Below are 25,169 nucleotides of genomic sequence, written 5' to 3' on the forward strand. Positions count from 1 at the left end.
TCAACTCACGAGGTAATACAGCACTTTCCGATTCGCCAACATGACACGCGCGGCAGAAAGGCAATCGGTAATGGGTAATGGGAAAAGCATCGTTAAACCTTTTCCTAAACGTCCCACTGTTTTGGACTGACTACCTCCCATTACCCCCATTCCTGATCGCCCATTACTTTTTCCAGGGTCTAGCACTCGATCTAAATCATAAACCATTCAGTCAGACTAATATCCCCAAGGGCAACCTTGACTGAAAAGCGATCGCCACGTTCAGCGCTAAAATCGAGTTGCATAGATTTCGTCCTTCGAGAAGAGGCTTGCATGACGACCTCATCTTGATCGTCTAGAATGGACAGTTGCAGGTCTGAGGGTAAATGGGATTGGCTTCCCAGGGGATAGACTTGAACAGAAATATCAAATTCTTCATTTGCCATCGGATGAATACCCATGAATAATCCGATTGGCTTACCTTTGGGGTCTAATTGTAGCTTTTTTCCCCGTTCACAGAGGGTAGGCGCAGAAGCGGTAGCACTGGGACTTCTAAAATTTAACGCGAATTGGGGTTCAGAGGTTGAGCATAATTCCCTCCAAGTGCGCCAACCGGATTCAACAATATTATCTAACCATTGGGTGAGCATTACAGGATGCAAGTGTTCCAAAAGGGTATCCAGGGGATAAAATTCAGTTAATGGGACTTCTGAGTAATAGACATGAGGTAGATATCCGATAAGTGTAGCTTCCGTGAGGTCTGAGTTGAGTTGAATGGCAATATAGGCTAGGCGCTCGCCCCAAGTATCTGGAGGAATAACACACCGAGATTCTCCCGGTAAAACGGGACGACATTCGACCCGACCTTTGCCCTCAATCCATAAGTCAGCACTATTAGAAAGTGATTGTAAAATCAGGTTACTACTGTCAGAGGCTTCCCAATTAGGAGCGAGATCAAACCATTGTAAGTAAGTTTTCACTGCCTGAATTGCTAACGTATTCAGATAGACCTGTTTCGCCTTACGGGGATCGGCTTGATTTTGGGAGCATATGGATGCCTGTTCATGGGCAGTCAGGGTTAAGGGAATTGCGATCGTAGGATTAGTTTTCATCATCGTTTGAGTTGGGGATAGGTTGGGACAAAATGTAGGTTTGAATTTGGTCAGAAAACTTAGCTAAACACCGATGATAAAACCGATTTAGCGTTGCTAGGGGAATTCCCAATTGATCGGCCGTTTCTTGCCAGGAGTAACCTTCAATTATTCTCAGGGCTAAAAATTGAAAATTAGCAGAGGGTTTTCCCATCACGTGCGTCTTCTGAAAGAGTCCGTCTGGATCGACACGAATCGATGCAATCACCTGTTCCGAGACTAAGGGCATTCGTTCTGGATAGATTTGTTCTAAAGTGACGGGATTTTCGGCTTGATTAAACTGTTTTTCTAAGTCATCAATGCTGAGTCTTTGCACGCCCCTAGGAATGCTTTGCAAAACCCAACGAGAAGCTTCAATGAAAAATCGTTTTTCTAAGAGATAGTTTGCCCATTGCAAGACTTCACCTTTATCCGGATCGTAATCATCAATCCGGTGGCAAAGATGGTAAAACAGTTGCTGTTTAGCTTCTGCATAAATCTCTGCATAGTGGTTCTTAAATTGATTACGCCTGGGTCTGGCTAGTTGATTGGAGTCGATCAGAGTCCGGATTAGTTGTTCCAAAAGCTGCTTCCGGTACAGGCTTCCAGGAGGATGTTGTTTGGCGGCGATCGCCAAGGGTTTCAACGTTTGGTCTAACTCTGTTAAGTCTGGTAACTCTGCCATGCCTTCCGTACTAATGAGAGAACCTCTAAGGATAAGGTGCTGCATGACACCTCTATAGGGTTCTCAGTTTTTTCGGGCGGTTTTTATGCAGACTTTACAAAAATTTACATTTCTATGGCTCAATATTACGTTTTGTTACAATTACTGCCAGTTTTGCATAAAATCCTAGGGATTTTTCTGAGAGATCTAATGAAGGCCTCATTAAGCTTTCCAGGTTTTGGTGTTCTCTAGGAGTTCCGTCCCATGATTTTGATTCGCGATCTTGTCAAGCAAACCCTGATGACTGGATATCTCTCACGCACGACTGAAGAGCAGCTTCGATATCTTCTCCAATGTACGCACTACGGAATTGAAGATGTTCAAGCCTTTTACCAACTCCAACGGGGAGTCTTAACTGGGAGCGTTACACAAGAGTCTCGTAGTGCGCTCTATAGCGCTACGCGCTGATAATGGGTAACGATAATGGGTAATGGGAGAGATATACCCTTAACAAGGGGCCCTCAGCCCCTTGTCTCCCAAGGATCGATGGATGGTTCAGGTTAAACAGAAATGGCCTCAAGTGTGATTGAGCTTTAAGCAAACAAGCTGCGAATCTCTTCGATACGTTTGCGGTTGACTCCTAAATCTGATTGACCTAACCGAGAAGCCGATCTCACCTGGATAACTTGGGCTGTTTGATCCACATAAAATTCCACATCATCGACATATCCCATAAGCTGGCTGGTAAACTCAGCATAAAGATAATTCTCTGATTCAGTAATCATGGCAGTTCGGGGCATTTTCTGGATAATTGATTTCAGTTTATTCAGAGCTTCTGAGGGAGTGCCCGCATAGGAGAATGGTTGAATATAATGTTGAGTATCTGTGGTTTCACATTGGCTACAAACACAATTGGGAGAAGATGGACAAGGGGCAAGTTTTCCTTCTTTAACGCCTAGATTAGTGGGCCGTTTTCCAGCAAATGAGAACATAAAATTAGAAAAGATGATTCCATGCAGACAACTTAGGTATGCTACCATTCCAGGAATAACTTTTAATTTTTAATTTTTGATTTAACTAGAGGCACTGGTATAGTAACGTAAAGCGAATTTCCAGAAGGCATTGGATAGGATTAATAAGGCGATCGCCAGCAGTAAAGAACCGATGAACCACGTTATGTTGATCTCTCCTAACAGTGCTTGGGCGGGAACAGTCGTTAAAAAGGCAACAGGAACGACAAAGGTAAAGAAAACCCGATAGGCAACGGGATAAGCGATAACTGGATAGCGTCCAGCATCTAAAAGTGCTCTGAGTACTTCTGTAATATTATAAATCTTGACAAACCAGACGCTAGTTGTACCTAGAAGAAACCACAGGCTATAAAGAATTAAAATACCGAAAAATAGGGGAAATAAGCCTAAAATGAAGTCAGAGATGACTAAATTGAGCCGATTCCCCGCATAGAGAATAACCCCTAAGCCGAAAGCTACATCGGGTAATCCCCAAGGGGAAATCATCCGTGTCGAGAGCCAAAATTGGGTGCTAATGGGTTTGAGCAGCACAAAATCTAGGGTTCCTTTTTCTACCTGGTCTACGATGCGATTGAGATTAGGTGCAAGAAAGGCATTAGAAATGCCTTGCAGCAGGGTAAAAAATCCCATCACCAATAAAGCTCGTTCCCATGACCAACCGTCAAATGTATAGCCAGTTCGGTAAAATAAAAACAGTCCAAAGATTCCACCAACAAGATTACCAAGACTGGTGAGGGTGGCAATGGCAAAATTCAGGCGGTATTCAAGTTCAGCGGCAATGGAAGTTGTCCAAAATAACTGAAGTAGCTTAATATGTTGCATTACTTAATCGATTTTAATCGCTTTAAATTTCGCGGTAAATGATTGTTCTTTGACAAGATTTGAGATTCAGAAACTCTTCATCATCGATCACTCCAATAATTGAGAACCCTTGCTGATGATGGAAGTTGAGTGAACGATGATTGGTAATGGGTTGGGTGACAATAAACCCCGATAAGACTGAACCGGGAAGAGTTTTATAGAGAAACCGATACAGAGACTGGGCAACTCCTTTTCCTGTCCAACCTGGTTTAGTGACTAAGACTTGGATGTAGTAATGGCGATCGCTCATGAGGCGATCGCTATAATCTTCTCCTGTCCAGCGAATCGTTTCCAAGATCTGGGGTGTAATTTGGGGTTGCGAAAGCGCCACCAAGCCCACAATTTCCGCTTGCTCCTCTGGTGCTAAAGTGGCTAAAAAATAACGAGTTCCCTGCTTCATATGCTCATGAACTTGCTCCTGGGTAATTTCTGCCAGTAAGAAACCCCCACTAGAATCACGGATCTGAGTGCGAGCTTGGGAACTATGAAGATCAGCAATCGCTTGAATATCAGAAGTCTGGGCTTCTCGGATGTGAAAATGATTCATAACCCTATTATACGAAGGTTATTTACTTTATGACACTTAAAGCACTTTAGCATATCATTGAATGGTGTTGAGGAGGAAGCCATGAAGATCAAGTCAGTCCTAATGAGAACTATCTATGGATTATTTCTATTGGCATTAAGTTTATTTCCCTGGTCACAAAGACCAGCCAGAAGTGCAGAGAAGATGTATTTTACCTATGGTCCTTTAGAATTTGCGATGTCGGTAGATGCTCTCGATACGTTTGCGAAAACGGGAGAAATTACCCCGGATTTCAAGTTTTATGCCCAATTTCTGGAACCCGAAGATCTTCAAGAGTTACAATTATTACTACAACAAAAGTTTAATTTAAGTCCGGTAGCAGTTTCTCAGATGACCTATACTGCTATGGGAGAAGAAGTTTTGAAACGCTTAGGATATTTGGTACAAACTCAAAAGCGTCAAAATGGGTTTTATGCGCTCAGATCTGCCTTAATCTTAGCTGCCGATGATCCAGAAGGATTAACGTTAGTCAACATTATGCGTTATTTTCCCAGTCAAGGGATTCGGATTAATACTGGTGTGGTTTTTGAATTGCAGAACCTATTAAGCACGTTTTTTCAGTATCGAGATTCTACGGTACAAACGATTATTGAACAAGCAAAGGCAGAGGCGACTTTAAATCCGATTGCTGAGAGTCTACCGGATATCCTGAAACTTGGCCCCTTCAGGGTTCGCGAACAGAATTTAATTGTCAAAACCCGAGATTTTTTAGAGTCAGATATCGATCTCTATTTACCGGAAAATCAAGATCAAGTGGTCCCTTTAATTGTCATTTCCCATGGATTTGGCTCGACACGGAGCAATTTTGTTTACTTAGCTCAATATCTTGCCTCCTATGGATTTGCGGTTGCTATTCCTGAACATATTGGTTCTAATTTAGCGTATCGACAAGCTCTCTTAGAAGGGCTGTTGAATACAGAGATTTATCCGAATGAATTTGTCGATCGCCCCTATGATATTAAACTCTTATTAGATGAGTTAGAAAAATTACAAGCTGAAGGAGTGACTTGGTCGCAAGGCATTAATGTCGAAAGTGTCGGCATCTTAGGTCACTCCTTGGGCGCAACAACAGCATTATCCTTAGCTGGAGCAGAGTTAAATCGAGAACGTATGCGCCAGGAATGTACGTTGGATAATCCCATGTTAAATGTATCGGTACTCTTGCAATGTCGAGCTAATGAGGTCAATAGGGATGAGCAACAGTTACACGATCCTCGTGTTCGAGCGGCGATCGCTGTTTATCCTCTTAGTAGTGTGATTTTTGGCCCAGAACAAATTGGTCAAATTGATGTGCCTACCCTACTAATGGCTAGTAGTCATGATGTAGTGACTCCCGTGGTGACTGAACAAATTTATCCTTTTTTATGGCTGAAACACCCAGAAAAATACTTGGCGTTAATGGTTCCAGGGAGCCATTTTTCCGTCAGTGCCCCCACCGAAAATAATAATCCCTTCGCCACAGAATCTGCTCAAGAAAAACCCAGAGATAATACTGTGGGCATTAATGCCATGAAGAGCTTAAGTTTAGCCTTCTTGAAAGTCTATTTAGCTCAAGATGACTCTTATTTACCCTATCTGAGTGCCAGTTATGCCCAAACTCTGAGTGCAGAAACCCTACAACTGAATTTAATTCAGTCCTTAGACGCTGAACAATTAGAGCAAGCCTATGGACAAGAATTACCGATTCCAGTAGTTCAGCCCATCAGTCAGAGTAATGAGTAATGAGGGAGAGTATGATAAAGTTTAGATCTTAAATTCTTCAATTTGGGCAAAATGTTCCTGAATCAGTTGATGGGGAAATTGATAGCGATCGCCAATTTTTTGAATCAACCCCTTACTACTGGCATAGTTCAGAAAGCGCCGATTATCCCAAGGCATCAGATCCTCGCGATAGAGCTGATATCGAAGCATAAACGTCCGCAATGACGGCAAGCTAATTAGAATCCCCAGTCCTGCCAAAACGGTGCCCAGAATTAAGCTCATCATTAACCCTAACCCTAATCCTTCAACTAAAGCAGCAATAATCACCCCACAAATTGCGCCAAATAACAAAGCTGTCGCTATACCCACTCCAATTTGGTAATGCCGATTTTGTTCCGGGGCTTGGAAATAGCCAGCATTCACATCCACGCTCGCAAAATTGGTGCGATTTTCCTTTTGCATCCATTTGGCTAAAGCAATTAACCAATGTTTGGTCTCTTCTGGTTTGGGTCGTTGCTCGGAACGATACCATTGCCGTTCGTCAGAAGGTAGATCTTGGGCTAACAAACGACGTAAATAGGCATTGAAGAGATAGCGATATTGCTGCTCCGAGTCAGAAATTCTCGCCCAAGCATGGATTAAAATTTCTTCATCGGCTAGGGTCATTAAGTTCAAAAAAAGAGGAGTTTTAGCTAATGACATAAGTCCCTTGTATTCATGTAAACTATGCCACAGCTCTCGACTTCTGGCTTGGAATAAATAGTCTTTAATCTGTGTGGGATTGAGCGGTTTTAACCAAACGGCTCCTTGAAGTTTTAGCCGAGTAGGACAGCGCTTATAGGAATCAATTCTTGATCCTAGGATGAGATGGAGAGACTGTTGGGTATTGGCTCGGAGTTCTTTAATCGCTTGTAGGGTTTGATTTTGACGATCAAACGATAGGGTATCTAGATTATCTAAGATGACGAGAATTTGTCCTTGAAACAACCATTTCTTCGCAACTTTACGAGGTAGTTCATACTTCAGGAAACTTTGCTCAATCAACCAAGCGCTTAAGGTATATTTGTACCATTGGGATAAATCAAACAGTAGGGGAATCGGTTGATGGTTATAGGTTTGAGCGCGTGCAATCGCCTCATCTGCCAATTCTAATAACGTGGTGGTTTTCCCGCTACCAATATTGCCGAGCACGACCCAAACGCCTCCCGTCTGATCGAACAGGTTAAAGGGGCTGGTGCTGGGGTCTAATTGGGTGGTGGGTGAACCACTCAGTTTCACCTGAATATCCCCCGGCCGTCCGACTCCTAATGGGTTCGGTTCATTACTCAAAGCAGTGAGTACCTGATGATGTAAAGATTGACTCAAATGCGCCTGGACATCATGGCGTACCTTAAGAAGGAGCTTGTGTCGAATCCGAGTCTGCTGGCGATCGCCAAAAGTCATGATCAATTAACAATTAACAATGGGTCTTGGTTGGTTATCCTAAATCATCGTCAACCTTTAAGCTGCCGTCAAGAATCTGGATTTGAGTCTCGATCTTCCCCTAGGGGACGATGACCATCGGGTAGTACCGTCGTTGGATCAACAATGGCATCTGTCAGATCTGCACCTTGCGATCGAAATAAATCGCATCGTTGCAAATTGGCCTGCTGGAATTGAGCCGATTTTAGTTTTGCCCCTCGAAGGTTAACCCCGTAAAGATTTGCCTTCTCTAGATTGGCATAGGATAAATCTGCATTTTGCAGGTTAGCATAGGATAGATCTGCGCCTCTTAAGTCGGCATAACGAAGATTAGCCCGAGACAAATTTGCCGATCGCAGTCGAGCCTGGGATAAATTAGCCCCATGGAGTTGAGTATCGCTCAATAAGCTCCCTTCTAAATCTACATCAGCTAAATTCCCTTGACTTAGATTGCTATAGGGCAGGTAAGCTTGAGTTAAGTTACTCCCTTGAAAATTAATTTTCCTTAAGTCGGCATCAAACAAGTTCAGTTGCACTCCCTCAATTCCTTCAAAATCCCGTCTTCCCTGTGCATATTGTTTGAGTAGAGCCTCTGAGCTGATTTTCTCCATTTTGCTTGTTATCTTGGAAACAGTCTATGATTTACTGCTTGATGCCAAGCAGTCCTAAAACAATAAGTAAAAATGCTTATTAAATGGCCAAAATAACCTACCCTATTTTTGTGCGAATTTTAGGGTTTCATAACTTTTTTTTAAGATTTGTAACGTAACAGGCATTTCTGTTTAACATTATCTTCATCTGCAACGGCCCATGTCTCAACCCAACTCTCCTTCCCACTCGATCGCTCAACACTATCATCAACGCACCAAATACGACCCGGACACAATTGGTCAGAAAAGCCAGGGACTCAACTGGGAAGATCAACCCATTCCCTTCAAAGAGTATAAACTGGGAACCTCTATTGACCTCAAGCCCTATCTGAGTCCCGATACCCATGAGCAAGACTGGCAAAACTTATCCCGGTTCCTCCTGTGTAGCTACGGCATCACGGCTAGGGTTCCTACCCTCATGGGTGAATCCTTCTACCTGCGTTCAGCTCCTTCTGCGGGAGGATTATATCCAGCCGAAGTTTATCTGATCTCCCAAGGTACATCCCTACTCAAACCTGGTCTCTATAACTATCAGTGCAAAACCCATAGTCTACTCCACTATTGGGAGAACCCAGTTTGGGAAGGCTTAAAAACGGCCTGTTTTAACCATCCTGTCCTCAACCAAACTTCTGTGGCGATCGCCCTAACTGCCGTCTTTTACCGCTCTTCCTGGCGGTATCAAGACCGCGCCTACCGCCGAATCTGCCTGGATAGCGGCCATCTCTTAGGCAACCTTGAACTCGCTGGAGCGATGTATGGATATCGTCCCTATCTCATTGGTGGATTCACTGACGATCTGATCGATGAACTCCTCTATCTCAATCCGGAAACAGAAGGAACCCTCGCCATCCTGCCCCTAGTCCCCTACACTAAACCAGACATTCCTCCACCGTCTCCTCCCAGCGCTCTGCCCTCCGAGACACAAACGGACTATCCTACCCTTCCGGAAGGAAAGCTCTTGGAATACCTGCATCAAAGTACCCGCATCTCTGCCAACCCTCTTCCCAAACCCGATCTCACCCCCCTAGACTCAGAGGATAAATACAATTTTCCTTTTTGCTTAAAAGTTTCCACCACCAGCCGACCTCTCAACTTGGGAGACTTAGGGAGTACGCCCCCTCGGGCTACAGAGGAAGCCCCTTCCCTAGAAAATACGATCCTCCAGCGTCGTTCTACCCGTTCGTATACAGGCGCTGACCTATCCTTAGCTGAATTACGGGCGCTTTTAGACTTTACGTATCAACCCCAAAACTATCAAGACCAGTATCTCGATCCCACTCCGGACTATTTCGACCTCAGCTTATTAGAAACCTTTCTCGCTGTTTCTGGAGTGAATGGATTAGAAGAAGGATGTTATTATTATGCTCCCAGAGCGCAAGAACTGCGGCAAATTCGATTTAAGAACTTTCGCCGAGAGCTACATTATTTGTGTTTGGGACAAGATTTAGGTCGAGATGCCGCCGCAATTATTGTTCACACTGCTGACTTAGGGAAAGCGGTAGCTAAATATGGCGATCGCGTTTATCGTTATCTCCATATGGATGCCGGTCATCTTGGACAACGGGTTAACCTAGCTGCCATTCACCTCGGCTTGGGAGTCAGTGGGATTGGTGGTTTTTTCGACGATCAGGTCAATGAAGTGCTGGGAATTCCTGTCGATGAGGCAGTCATCTATATCACTACCCTAGGTCGTCCGCGACGGTTGGGGTAACTCATCTCAAATTCTGAGAGGTTTCCTACAGTTGGCTGACACTTCAGACGTGAAGGATTGCCATCTTTAGCTAGATTTGATCCGGATCGACTCCCAGTTGCTGTAGGCGATCGCGTAATTGTTCAATGGTGGCTTGGGCATCATTCGCTCGTTGCTGTTGGCGATCGCGCTCTAACTCAGCCGCATTTGCTCTTTGGCGCTCCAATTCTTTATCGAGTCGCTCCCGTTCCTTTTCCAGGCGTTCGCGATCGCGCTCTTGCACCACATCCAGATAGGTTCCTAACTGCTTGCCCTCTGCGGTTAATCACCGTAACTCTCCTGAAATTGTTGTCAAACTTACGCCCAACTTGGGACTTGTCCAGCCCTCCATCGGCGTGATTTCCTGCACTATTTCCCCTTTTCTCAACCACCCTTCCAGTCTATTTCCTTTGGGGTTGTAAGCATAATACTCCTCTACTCCATGGGTTTGATAAAACTCAAACTTTTTAGTCATCACTTCCTAGATAGAGAGAGTCTTCTTCAATGAATGGAGTTGTTGGTTTATCTACCATTTCATCAGAGCCTCACGTCTTGCTTTGGCTTTAATTATGGCCGTTCTTGAGTCCGGGAGCGATCGCTACTCAGAGCCTGATCCACCTGCCCATATGCTAATTTTCCATGAAACTTATGAGTCAATACATCCCAGTTTTGGCAGAACTGTTTACCATAGAAAAAGAACCTTGTACCTTGTGATACTTTTCTTCAATGACTTCAACCTTGCTTAGGTCTGCTACTCCAGGACGGTGCATCGCTCCCACGGTGCGTCACCTGCACAATGGACTCACCATCGTCGCCGAGCAAATGCCTGTGGATGCTGTGAATTTAAGCCTGTGGCTCCCAGTCGGTTCTGCGGTAGAATCAGACCCCATCAATGGCATGGCTCACTTCCTAGAGCATATGATCTTCAAAGGAACCCCTAATCTGCCCCCGGGTGAATTTGAGCGCCGGATCGAAGAACGAGGTGCAGTTACCAACGCCTTGACGAGCCAAGATTACACCCAATTCTATATCACCACCGCGCCTCAAGACTTTATGGAGTTAGCCCCCCTACAGTTTGAGGTGATCTTCAATGCCACAATTCCGGATGAAGCCTTTGAACGGGAACGCTCAGTGGTGATTGAAGAAATTCATCGCTCCGAAGATAATCCCCGTCGCCGAGTTTATCAAAAGGCAATGGAATTAGCCTTTGAAAATTTACCCTATCGTCGTCCAGTCTTAGGCCCAAAAGAGGTGATTGAAAGCCTGAAACCGGAGCAAATGCGAGAGTTTCATCAGCAGTATTATCAACCTCACAACTTTACTGCTGCGGTGGTAGGGAATTTGCCGGTGGACGAGTTGATTCAAATTGTGGCTGATAGTTGCACGCTCACGGTATCTGGGGAACGGTTGAAAGCTTCAGAACCGGTTGCACCAAGATTAGGGCAGTTTTCAGACACTGCCCCTTTTAATGGCTTAAGCGAAGCGCCTTTTACAAGTATTGAACGCCGAGAGTCTGTCGATCCGAGTTTGCAACAAGCACGGTTAGTGATGGTGTGGCGGGTTCCGGGTGCTTTAGCTCAGGACAAAACCTATGCGTTTGATATTCTCAGTGCGATTCTCTCTCAAGGACGTACTTCTCGGTTAGTCCGTCAGTTGCGAGAAGAGCGGAAGTTAGTGTCTAGCGTGATGGCAGCCAATTTAACGTATCATAGCCAAGGGTTGTTTTATGTGGCGGCTCAGTTGCCGACGGAGCATTTAGCCGAAGTGGAAGAGGCGATCGCCGAACAAGTCGGTTTTCTCAGCCATAATCTGCAAGCGTCAGAACTGCAACGCATTCGCACTCAAGTGGCAAACCGATTTGTCTTTGGAACGGAAACACCGAGCGATCGCGCTAACTTGTACGGTTATCATCAAGCCATGCTCCAAGATGTCAACCTTGCCCTCAATTATCCGACTTGCATCCGTTCCCTAGAGCTAGAAGATTTGCAAGCGGCTGCCCGCTCCTATCTTTCTCCAGAAGCCTATGGTATCGTCACCATAAGACCTAAATAATTAACGATTAACAATTAATAATTAAAATAATTATTGATTGTTAATTATCCAACCAAGCCATGTGGAATTTAATTGCCAATCGCATTAGTGAAGTGACCAACCAATCCTTTGAAATTCAATCTCATCGATCGGTCGGTGGGGGTTGTATTAATCAAGGGTATCAAGTTCGGGGAAGGGATCGTGTCTATTTTGTGAAACTCAATCGCGCTGTAGATATCGAAATGTTTGACGCTGAAGCCTTGGGTTTAAAACAAATGCACGATACCCAAACGATTCGTGTTCCCACCCCTATTTGTACCGGAGTCGCAGGCAACTCAGCCTACATTGTCTTGGAATGGTTAGAATTCGGGGGTGGAATGTCCAAATCTTGGGAAGAAATGGGGCGACAACTGGCGCATTTGCACAGCGCCAAGCCACCTCGCCCAGAGTTTGGCTGGGATGGCAATAATACGATTGGTTCAACTCCTCAAATCAACACTTGGACAGCAAATTGGGTTGAATTTTATCGGGACCATCGATTAGGATATCAATTCCGACTAGCTAAACGGCGAGGAGGGCATTTTCCCCAAGAGAAGGAACTGTTCGCTGCGCTTCCCGAACTGTTGGCCAATCATCACCCCCAACCCTCTTTAGTTCATGGGGATTTATGGTCGGGAAACGCGGCTTGCACGGTGTCTGGAGAACCGGTGATTTTCGATCCAGCCACTTATATTGGCGATCGCGAAGTCGATTTAGCGATGACTGAATTATTTGGCGGTTTTCCTGCCTCTTTTTATCAGGGCTATCATCAAGTTTTGCCGCCCAATCCCGGTTATAGTGTCCGTAAAACCCTTTATAATCTCTATCATATTCTCAATCACTTCAATCTTTTTGGTGGTGGTTATGGTCCTCAATCCAACAGCATGATCCGCCAATTATTGCGATGAGAATCTGAGGAATTCATCATTAATCATTAATGGTATTGTGGGGTATGTTGCGTTAAACGAAGTGCAACCCAACATACTGCCATGAGTATTTCAGAGATTTTGCACAAATTCAATTAATCTTTCACAGGCTGAATGTTCCCAGTCAATATAGCCTGCTTGCGCCGCTTCTCCTAAACGCCTATCGGGTTTATCTTGACTTGCTAACCATGCATTAACTTTAGCCTTAGAAAAATTATGGATTCTTCTACTTGTAGAGCTTTCCATACAACTGATAAACTCTTCAATACAACTCATTTCCTTATCGGAGAGTGTCTTTAAGACTAAATCTTCTAGCATTCCAGAATTTTGATGATCGGGAAGGATAAAATAGTTAATTCTTAAATCACTACTGACATTCGGATAACCCCGAAATTCAGAAATCTGTCGTTGGATACTTTGAGATTTAGACGTAAATGAAGCATCTGCATCACCGGTAATCCCTAAAGCCACCACACTAGAAAAGCCAGGGATTAAAGGAGCAGCTTTTAAAAACTGCTTTAAATTATCTTTTCCACCATAAACCTCGATCTGAATATCCTTAATTTGTAAATACTTAATCAACCCAGAGAAAAAGAATTGTTCATCCTTCCCTTCACCAAGGATGACTCGTGGCTTGTGAAAGTTGACAGTTGGGTGAGTCTGACTCATTAGCGCATCTCCAGATTTAGATCTACAGAAGTCTCTAGAGTCTCTTGGTCATAAACTAAAGATTTAATCAAAGGAGAATCTTTTTCCCGTTCTAATCTGACATAGCGAAAATCATAGGACTCAGACTGAGAAAAGGCTTGGTGAGCAGCAATAATACATTCACGACTATGGGTAGTGGCAAAAATTTGGGTATTATACTTTTGAGTCGTCAGAGCAATAGATTGCCAAACTTTTTCTAAAACTGAATAATGAATACCATTATCAATTTCATCAATTAACAAGATGCCATCGCTAATACTCATAATCGACAGAATAATTGAAAGTAGTCGTCCCATTCCTTCCCCCATTACGGAAATAGGAATTAAAGAATCCATTCCCACATCTCCATAAATCATGGGAATTCCCTCATTAACTAAAATAGCTAAACGATTTAACCTTGGCTCTAAGATTCTCAAAATATCGACAATTTCCTGTTGTCTATTCATCGCTTCTAGATCGCTAAACTTTTCGGCATCCTCACTGGGTGATATTTTTAAGCGACTACTGATAAAATAACTAGCATCCAAAAAATCTATTTGTGCTTCTTCGGGTATAGTTTCTTGTTCAATACCTAGCCTCATTTCACCAATATCTTCTTTGTCTAGTGTCAGAAAAATAGTAAAAATCACGTGTCGATCGTTTTGTTTAAACTCTAATTTTAAGTCCTTGAAAAACTTTCGGGTATTCGATCTTAAACTTAAAGGTAGTATTCTGGGTGTTGAGGCTTTATCCAAGCTTAATTTCAGGTCAAAATTGATATTCGTATGATCGACTATCTTGATTTTAATATTTCGATCGGATCGTTTTTCATAAAATAGCCACTCACAAATCTCTTCTATGTTAAAATTGGGGTGACGGACAATCCCCCGGTCAAAGTTTAATCTTAGGGGTGTTTCTAGGGAATTCAAGCTGGTTGATAGAGCGATCGCCTCTAGCAGGGTAGTTTTGCCAACATTATTAACCCCTCCAATTAAATTGACTCGCTCTAGGTTAGGGATGGTGATGTCCTTAAAGCATCGAAAATTGCTAACTGTAATCTCTTTGAACATAGAAATCTACTGGATTAAACCCTCCTGGTTTGATTATATCTGAGCGATCGCCCTAGGTTCGTTGTAGCACTGCCTTCGCTAAAATGCTCAGAGCGAAGACAGCGCTACAAAAAACTGAGTTTTCTAATGCACTACTTTTTCAACTCTCCAGCTTGCCAATTTCCCTCCAATTTCGTGCCGTTGGTATAAGTAAAAACGCCCCAACCCTGTTTCACCCCATTGCGAAAATTACCCTCATAACGATTACCACTGGGGAAAATACAAGTGCCAAAGCCATTGAGTTGGCCTTCCCGAAATGCTCCACTACATTGGGTACCATTGGCAAAATTCAAGGCTCCGCGACCATCAGGACGACCATTGCGAAAAGCTCCTTGATAGCGATCGCCATTTTGATACACACAAGCCCCTGTACCATTCAACTGTTGATCCTGAATTGTCCCTTCACAGCGCGTTCCGGTACTCAAAACGATCGCTCCTTGACCCAGACGCTGACCATTCTGAAACTGCCCTTCATAGCGATATTGTCGCCCAAACGAACAAACCCCATCCCCTTGCAGACGACCATTACGGAACGTACCTTGACATTGAAATCCATTACGGAAACGTAGGGTTCCTTGACCGTGAAAAATGCCCTCTACTAATTGCCCTTGATACTGAGTTCCACTCGGAAGGGTACACGTCCCTTCACCTGTTAACGTACCGCCACTAAAATTCCCTCGACAGAGAGAATTGGGGTTAGCTTGTGCGGGGAGGCTAAACCCAGTGAGGGCCGTCACTGTGGCAGAAATTAAGGCGATCGCTAACCCGTGAGCCAATCCAAATTGGGGTTGTCCTATCATCCGTTGCATTGCGTTCTATCCCACGATCTGGTCTTAATGTTCAAACTTCTCTATCATATAGGTTTAAAGTTGATCCGGTTAATGGAAAAAGTTCCATGCAGTGGCGATCGAAACTTCCCCGGATCTCGATTCAGATCCGAGAACATTAAGTAGAGCGCCAGGTACTGGTAATCGGTACGTCACTTTCTGCTGGCTCAAGCCACGCAGCTTAGATTCTCCCAAATCTAACGAAGAGGTGACTAGATCATGAGCCAAAAACGATAACACTTTCGGATATTTCCCTAATTAACCCTACTGCGAGCCTATGCTGCCATTAGTTTCTTTATTGATTTTCTCCCAAATTCCGATTCCGCCTTCTGAACCGACTCCTATACCGATCAATCCCGCTCCTCAACCGACTGCTGAACCTACCCCTGAACCGACTCCTACTCCCACACCTCCCCCTCTCCCTCCTCCAGAGCGCTTGAGTCCCCTCGAAACCATTCCCAAGCTTCCTACCTTGCCACAATTTGAATACTTACAACCGACTGAAGTTCGTCCCTTATCAGGTCAACTGGATCGGGTTCCGGTTTTTAATAGTAATAGTCCCGAACTGGTCAAAACTGAAGGCATTCTCTTATCCACATTTCCAAAACGGGGAATGCAGCACCCTCAAGCCCACCTAGATTATCCTTTAGAAGGAAGATTTGATATTTTTGCTCATCATATTTCTCGTGCTAGAACACAAGCAGAAATTCGGTCATTCTTTCAAGGAATTCTAATCTATAATCCAACGAATCAACCGATTACTCTCAGAGTGTTGGAAGGAGCCAGTTATTTAACTCGCCCCGATGCCATTTTTATCGACTTACCCGAAATTGTAGATAATCGCTTGGGAACCATCTTTTCTGGCCCTGGAAGTCGTGCTGTAGGCGATGTTTTACGGGGTCGAAAACAAGGGAATTGGCCAGATGTGACGGTGATTCAACCCGGGGAAGTTCAACAACTGATGAATCTCCCGATTCCTGCGGGAACCGTGCTTCCAACCTCCAACGGTCGCTCGACTCTGTTGCGGGTGGAAACAGATGGCCCAGTTCATGTGGCGAATTTAGCCATGCTATCCCCGAAAAACCCGGATGGTACGGAGCGTGTACCAACCCTGCAAGAATGGCTGAGTTTATTGGTGAAGGGCACTTTATCAGGGCCAAGAGATTTACGACCGACTCCCATTGATAATAAAACCACCAACTTCCCCGCTCGGTTTATTTATGGTCGAGTGGCGGGCATTTCCCAGGGTTCGCAATGGACAACGACATTAACCGATAATCCCCAATCTGAGGATTTAACGATTCCCAAACCCGGACGGGCGATCGCCTACGGCCTAAGCTTACTCCATCGCGGACGGCTGGGTACAGGGCAAATCCAAAGCGCTCCCATGTTAACCCGCTATCCAGATACAGCCTATTTTGGCCATGGGAATTATGGGGTTGAATATAATTTAACTTTGCCCCTTTATAACAATACTCAGAAAGCACAAAAGGTTACTATCTCTTTGCAAACCCCCTTAAAAGATGATGGTACGCAAGGATTATTAATGTTTTTAGATCCTCCCGAAGATCGGATCTTCTTCCGGGGAACAGTGCGAATTGTGCATCAAAATTCCCAGGGACAAGCGACAGAACGTTATATGCATTTAGTGCAACAGCGAGGACAACGGGGAGAGGCTTTATTAGAGTTAACCCTGCCTCCCGGCGATCGCCAACAGGTGCAGGTAGATTTGATTTATCCCCCCGATGCCACCCCTCCCCAAGTCCTAACCGTTAAAACAGAGAATTGATTCAGTCTCTATTTGTGAGTATTGCTCACTTAAAGGTTATCTGGATGAATGTACCCTATTCACAATTGGGATGAATTGCGCCCTGAGAACACAGATACGTCAATTGCTTTTCATCTAAATTTTGCACTTCACTAAAATCTACTCCTGCGAATCCCTCCGATTTAGTTGCAGGAGATTGTTTTTCAATAAATTCATCCTTGTTAGGTGATTTGACTATGGGTTCAAAAACCGCACCCTCGAAGTTAGCACCGGCTAATTTTGCGCCTTGAAAATCAGTATCTACTAAGACTGCTGCAGTAAAATTAGCATTTTGTAGTTGGGCACTATTAAACGTCACACCCGTTAACTGACTTTCGGTAAAATCTGCTGATTGCAATTGGGCACTGCTGAAATTGGCTTGGGATAAATTGGCATTTTCCCAAGTCGTTTCTGTAAGATTCGCAAACTTAAACTGACTCGAAATCGCCTGAACTTGTCCTAATCTCGATCCTTGTAGGTGGGCATAAGATAAGTTAGCATCGTTTAAGTTGGCTCCAGTTAAACTAGCAGTTTCTAAGAAGGCAGACTGGAGTGTAGCACTCGATAACTGAGCGCTACTGAGGTTTGAGCCAGTCAGTCGAGCCTCATTTAAATTGGCTTTATTTAAAATAGCGCGAATCAAATTGGTACGGCGAATGGTGACATTGGAGAGGACTGCGCCGGTTAAATCCGCTTCTTTTAAGTCTGAACCGCTTAAATCTGCAACTTCATCATCAAATGTGCCTAAGCGTTGGTCTTTTCCTGCGCCATAAAATCGGCTCCATTTTAAGCTGGCTTGGGATAAGATTGCCCCACGAAAATTAATTCCAGAAAGGTCTGCTTTTTCCATCGCCGCAACAAAGGCAACAGGGGCAGAAGTTTTGCCTAAATCGACTTGCGCGAGAGAAAAATTTTCGGGGTTTCCCTGGTCAATGGTGAGAATTTTTACGATCGCCTGTTGGGTCGCCCGCAGACGTAAGCGGATAATGTTCTGTTGTTTTTGGCTACTCCCTGGACTGAGGGTTTCCATGTCCTTTTGCAGAGCTAGATTTGCCCGTTGTAAATAGGGCAGAGCATCCGGCCCCATGCTAAAGAGAGCCTGTTGAATGGCATCGACTAAGCGGGGGTCAGTTTCCTGAACTAATAAATCAACCAGAAATTGATAGGCTTTGGGGTCGTTGAGTGTGCCCATGGCTAAGACTGCCTCGCGACGTTTTTGGGCAGAATTGGCAACTGAGGGATCGAGATGTTGCACAAGTTCGATGAACAGTTGATTATCCTGAGCATCTCCTTCACGCACTGTGGTTTGGGATTGGATAAAAATTTGGGTTCCCACAAATGCAATTAGAACAGAACCCAAGCCTAACCCGATCGCACTCACCAGGGTAATGCCGGGATGATTTTGCATCCAACCCCATAAGCTGGATTGCTCTTTCCCCGTTTTAGGCGTAACAGCGAGAGCGCCCGGAGGGTCTTCTTCCGAACTGGTGTAGCTGATGGGTAAGGGTTCGGAGATGGGATAGGTTCCAGCAATGCGGTCATGGAAGGCGCGATAATAGCGGTCAAACAGGCCGCTAAAGACTTCCACAGTCAACATTAAACCAGATAAACCCAGTAGAATGGCTAGTTGGGGAAAGGCTCCACTATAGCGCCAAATGCCGTAAGCTACGCCGATGGGAAGTCCCCAACGCCCGATCGCCTCGCGCACAAAAGCCCGTCCGATACCGGGAACGCCGCCATTAAACGAGATTACCCGCACCCCTAACCAGAGTTTGGGGGAACTTTGGCCAGTGGTTCCCAGCAGATAAAGTTGCCATCCAGCTACCGCCACAGGAGCAATAAAGGCAACTGACCAGAGCAAGTTGGTGAGAGGAGAGACCTGGTTTTGGCGATCGCTCACTTGTAGAGCTAGGGTTTTGGAGATCGTCTCTTGACCAGTAGCCACCAGGGAATTTACAGGAACTGGGGATTGATTCCCTTGATTTTTGGCATAGTCCCCCAAGCCATAGGGAACGGCAGCACTCACGACGACCATAGAGACCTCAACCACCCAAGCACTAAACCGTCGTAGGGATAAGGGGGGACGACGAAGTTTAAGGGGGGGCTTAGGGAAAGAAGAGTTACTCTCTTTAGGGGCCGTTGAACTTGCCATAAGGTCGAGTCTTGAACTGAATAGAGCGCTACGTGCTGGTAAGGGGTAATGGGTAATCGTGAAAAGTTAAGGCAATGTGCATTTTGTAAAATCCCCAATATAGATTCAAGTTAATTGGAGAACACTATATATGGTGGATTGGGACAGGGGAAAACCCGGTTTTCTCGATTGCCTATTGCCATTCGTGCTTATTGCCTCCTCCCCGACACAAAACTCTTTGCACTTTAACTTAATTTTGCGAGGGGTCAGATTCAATTAAGAATTTGTAACCTAAGTACAAGGCTCCTCCCAATACCGCTAAGGTAATCAGGGTAGTGACCAAGCGCAGGAACAGATTGAGAAATCCAAAGCCAATCACTACACTCACACCAGCGACCACCAGTTTACCGGTATTCGATAGACCTTGATACCAGGTTTTAATTTTTGTCAATAGGCCTTTAATCGCCTCAGAGCTAAATGGGCTAGATGGACGATTGAGTTGTTCTTCGTTCTCTCGCAGATGGCGACTAGGATCGCGGGGATTTTCAGGATTCATCGGTTCTGCTCTCCAAACCAGGTGTTGATAGGCAACTCTACTAGGATAGCTCAAGGGGTGCAGAGGATGGGGAGTGAGACGGGGACGCACAGAAGAGGAAGATGGAATTGTACAAAGACATATAGTGCTTCACGAAATAAGGTCGTGAGGATGGGATCGCCCCTGGCTATTTGGCAATAGGGCACGCCCACTAAAGTCGAGAAACACCAAGTCGTCGTTTATAGTGTATACAGCAGCGCTCTAGTTAAAGATCTATGGGGTGCTGTTGATGTTATGCTGGAATCATCATGAGTGAAACCAAAATCCACCTGGAAAATTTAATCAAAATTTACGGAAAACACCCCTCGAGAGCTTTGCAAAGGTTCCGAGAGGGGGCAAACCGTGAGATGATCTTGAAGGAAACCGGTAATGTTCTGGGTATCGCCGATGTTTCCTTGAAAATTAATCGCGGGGAACTCTTTGTAATCATGGGATTATCTGGATCGGGGAAATCAACCCTGGTTCGTTGCATTAATCGATTGATTGAACCCACCAGTGGCAATATTTACATTGATGGTGAGGAAGTGGTTCATACGAGTCAACAGAGAATCCGGGAAATTCGTCGCACTAAAATGGCGATGGTGTTTCAGAAGTTTGGCTTATTTCCCCATAAGACAGTCGTAGAAAATGTGGCTTATGGGTTGAAGGTGCAAGGGATGGGACTCAAGGAGCGCCGACATAAGGCTATAGAGATTTTAGAGCGAGTGGGATTAGCACAGTGGCGCAATTATTTGCCCTCGTCTTTGAGTGGAGGAATGCAACAACGGGTAGGGTTAGCTCGTGCGTTAGCCACAGATGCAGAAATTTTGCTAATGGATGAAGCCTTTAGTGCCCTCGACCCCTTAATTAGGCGCGAAATGCAAGATGAATTGATTCGCTTGCAAGCTGAACTGCATAAAACGATTGTCTTTATTAGTCATGATATTCAAGAAGCGCTGAAAATTGGCGATCGTGTGGCGATCATGAAAGATGGTGCAGTGGTACAAGTGGGAACTCCTGAAGATTTGGTGTTAAGTCCCATTGATGATTATGTGAGTGCCTTTACGCAGGATGTTAATCGCGCTCAAGTGCTGAAAATTGGCACAGTAGCACGGAAGACGACCCCCTTAAATCGACATCAATATACGATTGAGATTGCTCTAGAACAGATGAAAAAACAAGGGGTCAGTCAGCTCTATGTTGTCAATGAGAACAAAGTTCCGGTTGGTTTGCTCCAGAAGCAGCGTCTTGAGTATGCGCTCAACAATGGCAATCAAGATTTAGCTCATCTGATAGTTAATGACTTTCCCAAAATTGAAGATTCCCATTGTTTAGAAGCGGCCTTTTCGCTGTCGGATTCCGGGATGGCGATCGCTGTCACCAATCCTGATGGAAAATTCCACGGCATCATTACCCCCAAAGAAGTATTAATGAGTATGAGTCAATAATAGGGAATAGGGAATAGGGAATCGGACAAACCCAGTTTCGCCCTTTTCTCCCCCTGTCAAAAAATAGAGTGTTATTTAGTTTAATAAATTCATGATTGATTGTTTCTCTCCTTCTTTAATCAGTGAAACACCGGTTTTACTTGACCCTTTTCAACTGTATACCCTGCCCCTAGGGGATTGGGTTTCCAATTTTGTCGATTTTTTGGTCGCTCAATTTCGCCCGGTTTTCCAACTGATTAGAGTTCCCTTTGCCTTTGTCCTGAATGGGATTGAAGTGGGTTTGTTGGCGATTCCTCCAACTTTATTCTTAATCTTCTTAGGGTTGCTAGTGTGGCAATTTTGTGGTTCTGCCATTGCGATCTATAGTTTAGTTGCCATGGTAGGAATTGGCTTATTGGGAACCTGGGAACCGGCAATGACCACCTTATCCCTGGTAATTTGTGCGGTGACGTTTTGTATTCTGATTGGTCTACCGATTGGCATTTTAGCCGCCAGAAACGATCGCTTTGACTCCATTTTGCGGCCGCTTCTGGATGCCATGCAAACCTTGCCCTCCTTTGTTTATTTGGTTCCTGTGGTCATGCTCTTTGGTATTGGAGAAGTCCCTGGAGTCATTGTAACTTTGATTTTTGCGGTTCCACCCCTAATTCGATTAACCAATCTGGGGATTCGTCAAGTCTCGAAGGAAGTGGTGGAAGCGGCGATCGCGTTTGGTTCGACTCCCAACCAAGTCCTCTGGGAAGCTCAAGTTCCCCTGGCTCTACCCACTATCCTGGCTGGCGTGAATCAATCCATTCTCTTAGCCCTCTCCATGGTCGTTGTGGCTTCGATGATTTCTGTCGAAGGTCTGGGTCAAATGGTATTACGAGGTATTGGTCGTTTAGATGTGGGATTAGCGGCTGTTGGTGGGATCAGTATTGTGTTAGTTGCGATCCTATTAGACCGGGTAACCCAAGCTTTGGGTAAACCCCAAAAAGTCTCTTGGAAAAAACGCGGGCCGGTGGGCTTGTTGCTTTCTTTTCCCCAAAAACACGAGATCGACCTAGGAAAAGGCTTCTAAGGGTCTCCTGTAAGTCGGTTAATATCTTGCTCTAAGATATCGGTTTCGGTGGTATAGGCGAGATCGTCAGGGACGATCGCCTGTTTTTTGCCCAGATGTTCAGCATAGTTGAGTTTCTGCTGTACTTCTGGGGTAGGCTCGCAGAGCATGGAGTAGCGATCGCGGCGAGTTTGGTTGCGTTGTTCAATTTTCCCATTGGCTTGTCCCAACCAGAAATAACGGATCAGGGGAATGGCTAAAAATCCGACACCATAGGCCAGAAGAATACCGTAAATAGATTGGACAAAGGCAACGAATCCCCCCAATTCAGCCGCCACTGTGCCATCTGCCAATAAGCTTCCCAAGACTAATGCCCCAATTAGATTGGCGGCTCCTAAGCCGATCGCTAATATAATTTGGGTTGAACTGGCGGCACTAAATCGCCATTTCTTCTCTTGGAGATAGGAAGAATAGCTTGTTGAAGCTTGCTCAGTGGCCGTAATTTGTAAATCGGGGAACTGATAAAGAATTCCCCCTTCTGGAGTGACTTCGGGACGACCATTGAAGCGTACCAAAATGGGTAACAGATAATTTTCATATTCGCGATCGTACCCCTTACCTAGATCGTCCAAATAGGGCGCAATCTGTTCAGCCACCACGACTCCTTGTTGAGAACGGATTGTAGCTGCGATCGCCTGCCAACGACGCTGTTCTAAATGGGCATTTGGGTTACCATCCCCAAATAAAAAGGAAAAAATTGCCTCTAAAAAGTTCATTTCTGAGGAGGAGCGCTGAGGACGGTTTGGGCTGGAATAATCTGGATAAAACATCCACCATAAATCCCCGAAATTCAGAGGAAACCAAAACATCCGCATTGATGAGCGTCCACTACTCCCCCCACGATCTGAGTCTCCGTCTTGGGAGGATTGCAGACTGATGACGATGACGGCGATCGCCACTAAAATCAGCACTAACGATAAAATCAGCAAAATACCAAAGGAAATTCGCACCAAATAAAACAAAATCCGCCCAATTTGCTGTAGCGTCTTTTGCCAACGCAAGCGCCAAAACTTCCCTTGTAGAATCGTGCGAAAATTTTTCGGAAACAGATAGGCAATATCGCCAGACTCAGCCACCTGGAGATGTCCCCTCGCATCTGCGGCGAGAGCTAAAAGCGCTTGCTGGGTTTCCTCCACATTAAACCCGGTGCGGGTGGACACATCTCCAACGGTTACCCGATACCCCAGATCTTCCACTGCTTCCATCAGTTTCAGATTCGGAACAGCCATGTTTGCTACCTCTTACTCTGTCTCTTCTTGCTCTTGTGTCTATTATGAGCATAGCAATGGGGGAATGGGGAGTGGGGAGGATATCGCGATCGCCGTCTATGAATTTCACGGTATGATCAATAAATCCTATCAATCAATGGTGAAGCGATCGGGAGTTAGCCTATGCAAGCAATCCTTTTAAGTCGTGAAGAAGTCGCTCAACGTGCCCATCAATGGTATGAAAGGAAAATCCGGCCACAAGTAGAAATTGAAGAAAATATCGGTAAGATGGTCATCATTGACATCGAGACCGGTGATTACAGAGTTGATGACAACGGCTTACGTGCTGCTGACGACTTGACTGATAAACATCCTAATGCCAGACTCTTTGGGATCAAAATTGGGTATAACGTTGCGGCGGCTTTTGGTGGCGGTATTATGGAACGTATCGTCAAGTGATTTCAGGTATCGTAGCTGACGGATACGCAATTATTACGATCCCATTTCGGATTCCCAATCGTGCTGACTTTCCGATTCAATTTGTAGTAGACACAGGATTTACAGATGAGCTTTGTTTACCACTAGAAGCAGTCGCATTATTAAATCTTCCTTTTAAGTATGATATGCAGGTAAATTTAGCAGATAACAGCCAGGTAATGCTTCCCGTTCACAAAGCAATGATTCTTTGGGATGGGGAAGAGCGAGAAGTTCGTGTGTTGGCGACAGGGCGACGACCTTTAGTTGAAACGGCTTTACTCGGTGACTATGAACTGGCGATCCAGTTTATAGAAGGTGTATTAGTAACGATTGATGCGTTGTAGTGATGGACACTTGTAAGGAATATTCTGATGACAACTAATGTAGAACAACCGATTTATCAAGGTCAATTTGGTAGCTTTACCATTACTGAAGAAGACCGCCAAGGGGTGGTCATTTATCGTGCTGGGTTAACCGTTTCGGCTGTGTGTATGGCGATCGCCACTACCCTCACTCTCTGGCCGAATCATAACCCAGAAACTCTCTTCTGGCTCACTCCCCTCTATTTCCTCTTCTGTCTCGCATTAGGGGTTAGCCTGCTCACCATCCATATTTACATGGCTATCCTCCATCGTCTCTTACAATTATTTCTGATCGTTGGCACCATTTCTGGTCTGATCCTCACTTTCTCCAGTGCCCAACCCCTTGCCCTTACGGTATATACTCAACCTCTGACCTTATTCGGTATTGGATTCACCTTTGCCGCCCTCACCGGCATTTACTTCAAAGAAGGATTCTGTTTCCATCGTCTAGAAACCAAACTGCTCACCCCCCTAGTGCCCATTCTCCTCCTGGGTGTTCTCTTTGGTACTCTTCCCCTGCAAGCTCAACAAATTATGTTAGCGGCCTGGAGCCTCCTATTTCTGATTTTTGCCGGGCGAAAACTGATCCAACCCATTCCCCCAGACATTGGCGATAAATCGGTTTTTGAATACCTGAAAAATAATTAATACA

The 25,169-nt window shown here is 44.9% G+C and carries 28 protein-coding genes; 12 read left to right on the forward strand and 16 right to left on the reverse strand.

Annotation, left to right across the window (positions count from 1 at the left end):
- Genes PN466_RS05115 through PN466_RS05125 form a run of 3 tightly spaced genes read right to left on the reverse strand, consistent with a single transcriptional unit; the run spans position 1 to position 1,839 of the window.
- The gene (locus PN466_RS05115; RefSeq protein WP_271937498.1) at positions 1 to 207 is read right to left on the reverse strand and encodes a hypothetical protein; all 207 of its coding nucleotides are present in this window, start codon (positions 205 to 207) and stop codon (positions 1 to 3) included.
- Entirely contained in the window at positions 192 to 1,094 is a 903-nt protein-coding gene (locus PN466_RS05120; RefSeq protein ID WP_271937500.1) for a DUF1822 family protein, read from the reverse strand. Before PN466_RS05120 ends, PN466_RS05115 begins: the two co-directional genes overlap by 16 nt.
- A complete protein-coding gene (locus PN466_RS05125) occupies positions 1,081 to 1,839 on the reverse strand; it encodes a sigma-70 family RNA polymerase sigma factor (RefSeq protein WP_271937501.1) in 759 nt (252 codons plus the stop codon). Before PN466_RS05125 ends, PN466_RS05120 begins: the two co-directional genes overlap by 14 nt.
- A 198-nt stretch (positions 1,840 to 2,037) precedes the next feature.
- Here PN466_RS05125 and PN466_RS05130 point away from each other — a divergent pair, with 198 nt between their 5' ends.
- Positions 2,038 to 2,241: a hypothetical protein gene (locus PN466_RS05130; RefSeq protein WP_271937502.1), complete on the forward strand. Its 204-nt coding sequence runs from the start codon at positions 2,038 to 2,040 to the stop codon at positions 2,239 to 2,241.
- A 125-nt stretch (positions 2,242 to 2,366) separates the two neighbouring features.
- Here PN466_RS05130 and PN466_RS05135 read toward each other — a convergent pair whose 3' ends face one another.
- The 3 genes from PN466_RS05135 to PN466_RS05145 are packed head-to-tail and all read right to left on the reverse strand — an operon-like array spanning position 2,367 to position 4,212.
- Positions 2,367 to 2,813 (reverse strand): DUF1499 domain-containing protein, encoded by a 447-nt coding sequence (locus PN466_RS05135; RefSeq protein ID WP_271937504.1) that lies wholly within the window; start codon positions 2,811 to 2,813, stop codon positions 2,367 to 2,369.
- Between the two features lie 33 nt (positions 2,814 to 2,846).
- On the reverse strand, positions 2,847 to 3,626 hold the full coding sequence (locus PN466_RS05140; protein ID WP_271937505.1) for an ABC transporter permease: 780 nt from the start codon (positions 3,624 to 3,626) through the stop codon (positions 2,847 to 2,849).
- 22 nt (positions 3,627 to 3,648) lie between these two features.
- Positions 3,649 to 4,212: a GNAT family N-acetyltransferase gene (locus PN466_RS05145; protein ID WP_271937506.1), complete on the reverse strand. Its 564-nt coding sequence runs from the start codon at positions 4,210 to 4,212 to the stop codon at positions 3,649 to 3,651.
- 81 nt (positions 4,213 to 4,293) lie between these two features.
- Between PN466_RS05145 and PN466_RS05150 the strand changes: the two genes are divergently transcribed.
- Complete coding sequence (locus PN466_RS05150; protein ID WP_271937507.1) at positions 4,294 to 5,973, forward strand: alpha/beta hydrolase; 1,680 nt, start codon at positions 4,294 to 4,296, stop codon at positions 5,971 to 5,973.
- 21 nt (positions 5,974 to 5,994) lie between these two features.
- On the opposite strand, the gene PN466_RS05155 is transcribed toward PN466_RS05150, so the two are convergent.
- Entirely contained in the window at positions 5,995 to 7,395 is a 1,401-nt protein-coding gene (locus tag PN466_RS05155; protein ID WP_271937593.1) for an NACHT domain-containing protein, read from the reverse strand.
- Between the two features lie 68 nt (positions 7,396 to 7,463).
- Complete coding sequence (locus PN466_RS05160; protein WP_271937508.1) at positions 7,464 to 8,024, reverse strand: pentapeptide repeat-containing protein; 561 nt, start codon at positions 8,022 to 8,024, stop codon at positions 7,464 to 7,466.
- Between the two features lie 199 nt (positions 8,025 to 8,223).
- Between PN466_RS05160 and PN466_RS05165 the strand changes: the two genes are divergently transcribed.
- On the forward strand, positions 8,224 to 9,774 hold the full coding sequence (locus PN466_RS05165) for a SagB/ThcOx family dehydrogenase (RefSeq protein WP_271937509.1): 1,551 nt from the start codon (positions 8,224 to 8,226) through the stop codon (positions 9,772 to 9,774).
- A gap of 70 nt (positions 9,775 to 9,844) precedes the next feature.
- Here PN466_RS05165 and PN466_RS05170 read toward each other — a convergent pair whose 3' ends face one another.
- The gene (locus tag PN466_RS05170) at positions 9,845 to 10,039 is read right to left on the reverse strand and encodes a hypothetical protein (protein ID WP_271937511.1); all 195 of its coding nucleotides are present in this window, start codon (positions 10,037 to 10,039) and stop codon (positions 9,845 to 9,847) included.
- Between the two features lie 39 nt (positions 10,040 to 10,078).
- Positions 10,079 to 10,267 (reverse strand): hypothetical protein, encoded by a 189-nt coding sequence (locus tag PN466_RS05175; protein WP_271937513.1) that lies wholly within the window; start codon positions 10,265 to 10,267, stop codon positions 10,079 to 10,081.
- Positions 10,268 to 10,518: 251 nt separating this feature from the next.
- Between PN466_RS05175 and PN466_RS05180 the strand changes: the two genes are divergently transcribed.
- Positions 10,519 to 11,844, forward strand: a complete 1,326-nt coding sequence (locus tag PN466_RS05180; RefSeq protein ID WP_271937514.1) for a M16 family metallopeptidase — start codon at positions 10,519 to 10,521, stop codon at positions 11,842 to 11,844.
- Positions 11,845 to 11,903: 59 nt separating this feature from the next.
- A complete protein-coding gene (locus PN466_RS05185) occupies positions 11,904 to 12,770 on the forward strand; it encodes a fructosamine kinase family protein (RefSeq protein WP_271937515.1) in 867 nt (288 codons plus the stop codon).
- Between the two features lie 90 nt (positions 12,771 to 12,860).
- On the opposite strand, the gene PN466_RS05190 is transcribed toward PN466_RS05185, so the two are convergent.
- The 3 genes from PN466_RS05190 to PN466_RS05200 all read right to left on the reverse strand — a co-directional run bounded on the left by PN466_RS05190 (position 12,861) and on the right by PN466_RS05200 (position 15,393).
- Positions 12,861 to 13,457, reverse strand: coding sequence for a DUF3226 domain-containing protein (locus PN466_RS05190; protein WP_271937516.1), 597 nt, complete (start codon positions 13,455 to 13,457; stop codon positions 12,861 to 12,863).
- Positions 13,457 to 14,545: an AAA family ATPase gene (locus PN466_RS05195; protein WP_271937517.1), complete on the reverse strand. Its 1,089-nt coding sequence runs from the start codon at positions 14,543 to 14,545 to the stop codon at positions 13,457 to 13,459. The genes PN466_RS05190 and PN466_RS05195 overlap by 1 nt, the downstream gene beginning before the upstream one ends.
- Positions 14,546 to 14,676: 131 nt before the next feature.
- On the reverse strand, positions 14,677 to 15,393 hold the full coding sequence (locus PN466_RS05200; protein WP_271937519.1) for an MORN repeat-containing protein: 717 nt from the start codon (positions 15,391 to 15,393) through the stop codon (positions 14,677 to 14,679).
- Between the two features lie 295 nt (positions 15,394 to 15,688).
- Between PN466_RS05200 and PN466_RS05205 the strand changes: the two genes are divergently transcribed.
- Complete coding sequence (locus tag PN466_RS05205; protein WP_271937520.1) at positions 15,689 to 17,200, forward strand: DUF3370 domain-containing protein; 1,512 nt, start codon at positions 15,689 to 15,691, stop codon at positions 17,198 to 17,200.
- 55 nt (positions 17,201 to 17,255) lie between these two features.
- On the opposite strand, the gene PN466_RS05210 is transcribed toward PN466_RS05205, so the two are convergent.
- Positions 17,256 to 19,370: a pentapeptide repeat-containing protein gene (locus PN466_RS05210; RefSeq protein ID WP_271937521.1), complete on the reverse strand. Its 2,115-nt coding sequence runs from the start codon at positions 19,368 to 19,370 to the stop codon at positions 17,256 to 17,258.
- A 229-nt stretch (positions 19,371 to 19,599) separates the two neighbouring features.
- Positions 19,600 to 19,905, reverse strand: coding sequence for a hypothetical protein (locus tag PN466_RS05215; RefSeq protein WP_271937523.1), 306 nt, complete (start codon positions 19,903 to 19,905; stop codon positions 19,600 to 19,602).
- Positions 19,906 to 20,192: 287 nt separating this feature from the next.
- Here PN466_RS05215 and PN466_RS05220 point away from each other — a divergent pair, with 287 nt between their 5' ends.
- A complete protein-coding gene (locus tag PN466_RS05220) occupies positions 20,193 to 21,371 on the forward strand; it encodes a quaternary amine ABC transporter ATP-binding protein (protein ID WP_271937525.1) in 1,179 nt (392 codons plus the stop codon).
- A 91-nt stretch (positions 21,372 to 21,462) separates the two neighbouring features.
- Entirely contained in the window at positions 21,463 to 22,431 is a 969-nt protein-coding gene (locus PN466_RS05225) for an ABC transporter permease (protein ID WP_271937527.1), read from the forward strand.
- On the opposite strand, the gene PN466_RS05230 is transcribed toward PN466_RS05225, so the two are convergent.
- Positions 22,428 to 23,699 (reverse strand): hypothetical protein, encoded by a 1,272-nt coding sequence (locus PN466_RS05230; RefSeq protein ID WP_271937528.1) that lies wholly within the window; start codon positions 23,697 to 23,699, stop codon positions 22,428 to 22,430. The two genes, PN466_RS05225 and PN466_RS05230, sit on opposite strands and share 4 nt — an antisense overlap.
- On the opposite strand from PN466_RS05230, the gene PN466_RS05235 reads away from it, so the two are divergent.
- From PN466_RS05235 to PN466_RS05250, 4 genes are read left to right on the forward strand one after another with little or no spacing between them, the layout of a single operon-like run.
- The gene (locus PN466_RS05235; protein WP_271937530.1) at positions 23,698 to 23,880 is read left to right on the forward strand and encodes a hypothetical protein; all 183 of its coding nucleotides are present in this window, start codon (positions 23,698 to 23,700) and stop codon (positions 23,878 to 23,880) included. The two genes, PN466_RS05230 and PN466_RS05235, sit on opposite strands and share 2 nt — an antisense overlap.
- Positions 23,862 to 24,137 (forward strand): hypothetical protein, encoded by a 276-nt coding sequence (locus tag PN466_RS05240; protein ID WP_271937531.1) that lies wholly within the window; start codon positions 23,862 to 23,864, stop codon positions 24,135 to 24,137. Before PN466_RS05235 ends, PN466_RS05240 begins: the two co-directional genes overlap by 19 nt.
- On the forward strand, positions 24,134 to 24,499 hold the full coding sequence (locus tag PN466_RS05245) for a clan AA aspartic protease (RefSeq protein WP_271937532.1): 366 nt from the start codon (positions 24,134 to 24,136) through the stop codon (positions 24,497 to 24,499). The genes PN466_RS05240 and PN466_RS05245 overlap by 4 nt, the downstream gene beginning before the upstream one ends.
- A gap of 27 nt (positions 24,500 to 24,526) precedes the next feature.
- Positions 24,527 to 25,165, forward strand: coding sequence for a DUF2301 domain-containing membrane protein (locus PN466_RS05250; protein ID WP_271937534.1), 639 nt, complete (start codon positions 24,527 to 24,529; stop codon positions 25,163 to 25,165).
- Positions 25,166 to 25,169: the final 4 nt, after the last annotated feature.

Origin of the sequence: Roseofilum reptotaenium CS-1145 (assembly GCF_028330985.1) — a bacterium.
GTDB lineage: Bacteria > Cyanobacteriota > Cyanobacteriia > Cyanobacteriales > Desertifilaceae > Roseofilum > Roseofilum reptotaenium.

Bases quoted from the DNA above. Each gene is read 5' to 3' on its own strand.
- PN466_RS05115 (WP_271937498.1), bottom strand. From the start codon at position 207: ATGGTTTATGATTTAGATCGAGTGCTAGACCCTGGAAAAAGTAATGGG.
- PN466_RS05120 (WP_271937500.1), bottom strand. From the start codon at position 1,094: ATGATGAAAACTAATCCTACGATCGCAATTCCCTTAACCCTGACTGCC.
- PN466_RS05125 (WP_271937501.1), bottom strand. From the start codon at position 1,839: ATGCAGCACCTTATCCTTAGAGGTTCTCTCATTAGTACGGAAGGCATG.
- PN466_RS05130 (WP_271937502.1), top strand. From the start codon at position 2,038: ATGATTTTGATTCGCGATCTTGTCAAGCAAACCCTGATGACTGGATAT.
- PN466_RS05135 (WP_271937504.1), bottom strand. From the start codon at position 2,813: ATGGTAGCATACCTAAGTTGTCTGCATGGAATCATCTTTTCTAATTTT.
- PN466_RS05140 (WP_271937505.1), bottom strand. From the start codon at position 3,626: ATGCAACATATTAAGCTACTTCAGTTATTTTGGACAACTTCCATTGCC.
- PN466_RS05145 (WP_271937506.1), bottom strand. From the start codon at position 4,212: ATGAATCATTTTCACATCCGAGAAGCCCAGACTTCTGATATTCAAGCG.
- PN466_RS05150 (WP_271937507.1), top strand. From the start codon at position 4,294: ATGAAGATCAAGTCAGTCCTAATGAGAACTATCTATGGATTATTTCTA.
- PN466_RS05155 (WP_271937593.1), bottom strand. From the start codon at position 7,395: ATGACTTTTGGCGATCGCCAGCAGACTCGGATTCGACACAAGCTCCTT.
- PN466_RS05160 (WP_271937508.1), bottom strand. From the start codon at position 8,024: ATGGAGAAAATCAGCTCAGAGGCTCTACTCAAACAATATGCACAGGGA.
- PN466_RS05165 (WP_271937509.1), top strand. From the start codon at position 8,224: ATGTCTCAACCCAACTCTCCTTCCCACTCGATCGCTCAACACTATCAT.
- PN466_RS05175 (WP_271937513.1), bottom strand. From the start codon at position 10,267: ATGACTAAAAAGTTTGAGTTTTATCAAACCCATGGAGTAGAGGAGTAT.
- PN466_RS05180 (WP_271937514.1), top strand. From the start codon at position 10,519: ATGACTTCAACCTTGCTTAGGTCTGCTACTCCAGGACGGTGCATCGCT.
- PN466_RS05185 (WP_271937515.1), top strand. From the start codon at position 11,904: ATGTGGAATTTAATTGCCAATCGCATTAGTGAAGTGACCAACCAATCC.
- PN466_RS05190 (WP_271937516.1), bottom strand. From the start codon at position 13,457: ATGAGTCAGACTCACCCAACTGTCAACTTTCACAAGCCACGAGTCATC.
- PN466_RS05195 (WP_271937517.1), bottom strand. From the start codon at position 14,545: ATGTTCAAAGAGATTACAGTTAGCAATTTTCGATGCTTTAAGGACATC.
- PN466_RS05200 (WP_271937519.1), bottom strand. From the start codon at position 15,393: ATGCAACGGATGATAGGACAACCCCAATTTGGATTGGCTCACGGGTTA.
- PN466_RS05205 (WP_271937520.1), top strand. From the start codon at position 15,689: ATGCTGCCATTAGTTTCTTTATTGATTTTCTCCCAAATTCCGATTCCG.
- PN466_RS05210 (WP_271937521.1), bottom strand. From the start codon at position 19,370: ATGGCAAGTTCAACGGCCCCTAAAGAGAGTAACTCTTCTTTCCCTAAG.
- PN466_RS05215 (WP_271937523.1), bottom strand. From the start codon at position 19,905: ATGAATCCTGAAAATCCCCGCGATCCTAGTCGCCATCTGCGAGAGAAC.
- PN466_RS05220 (WP_271937525.1), top strand. From the start codon at position 20,193: ATGAGTGAAACCAAAATCCACCTGGAAAATTTAATCAAAATTTACGGA.
- PN466_RS05225 (WP_271937527.1), top strand. From the start codon at position 21,463: ATGATTGATTGTTTCTCTCCTTCTTTAATCAGTGAAACACCGGTTTTA.
- PN466_RS05235 (WP_271937530.1), top strand. From the start codon at position 23,698: ATGTTTGCTACCTCTTACTCTGTCTCTTCTTGCTCTTGTGTCTATTAT.
- PN466_RS05230 (WP_271937528.1), bottom strand. From the start codon at position 23,699: ATGGCTGTTCCGAATCTGAAACTGATGGAAGCAGTGGAAGATCTGGGG.
- PN466_RS05240 (WP_271937531.1), top strand. From the start codon at position 23,862: ATGCAAGCAATCCTTTTAAGTCGTGAAGAAGTCGCTCAACGTGCCCAT.
- PN466_RS05250 (WP_271937534.1), top strand. From the start codon at position 24,527: ATGACAACTAATGTAGAACAACCGATTTATCAAGGTCAATTTGGTAGC.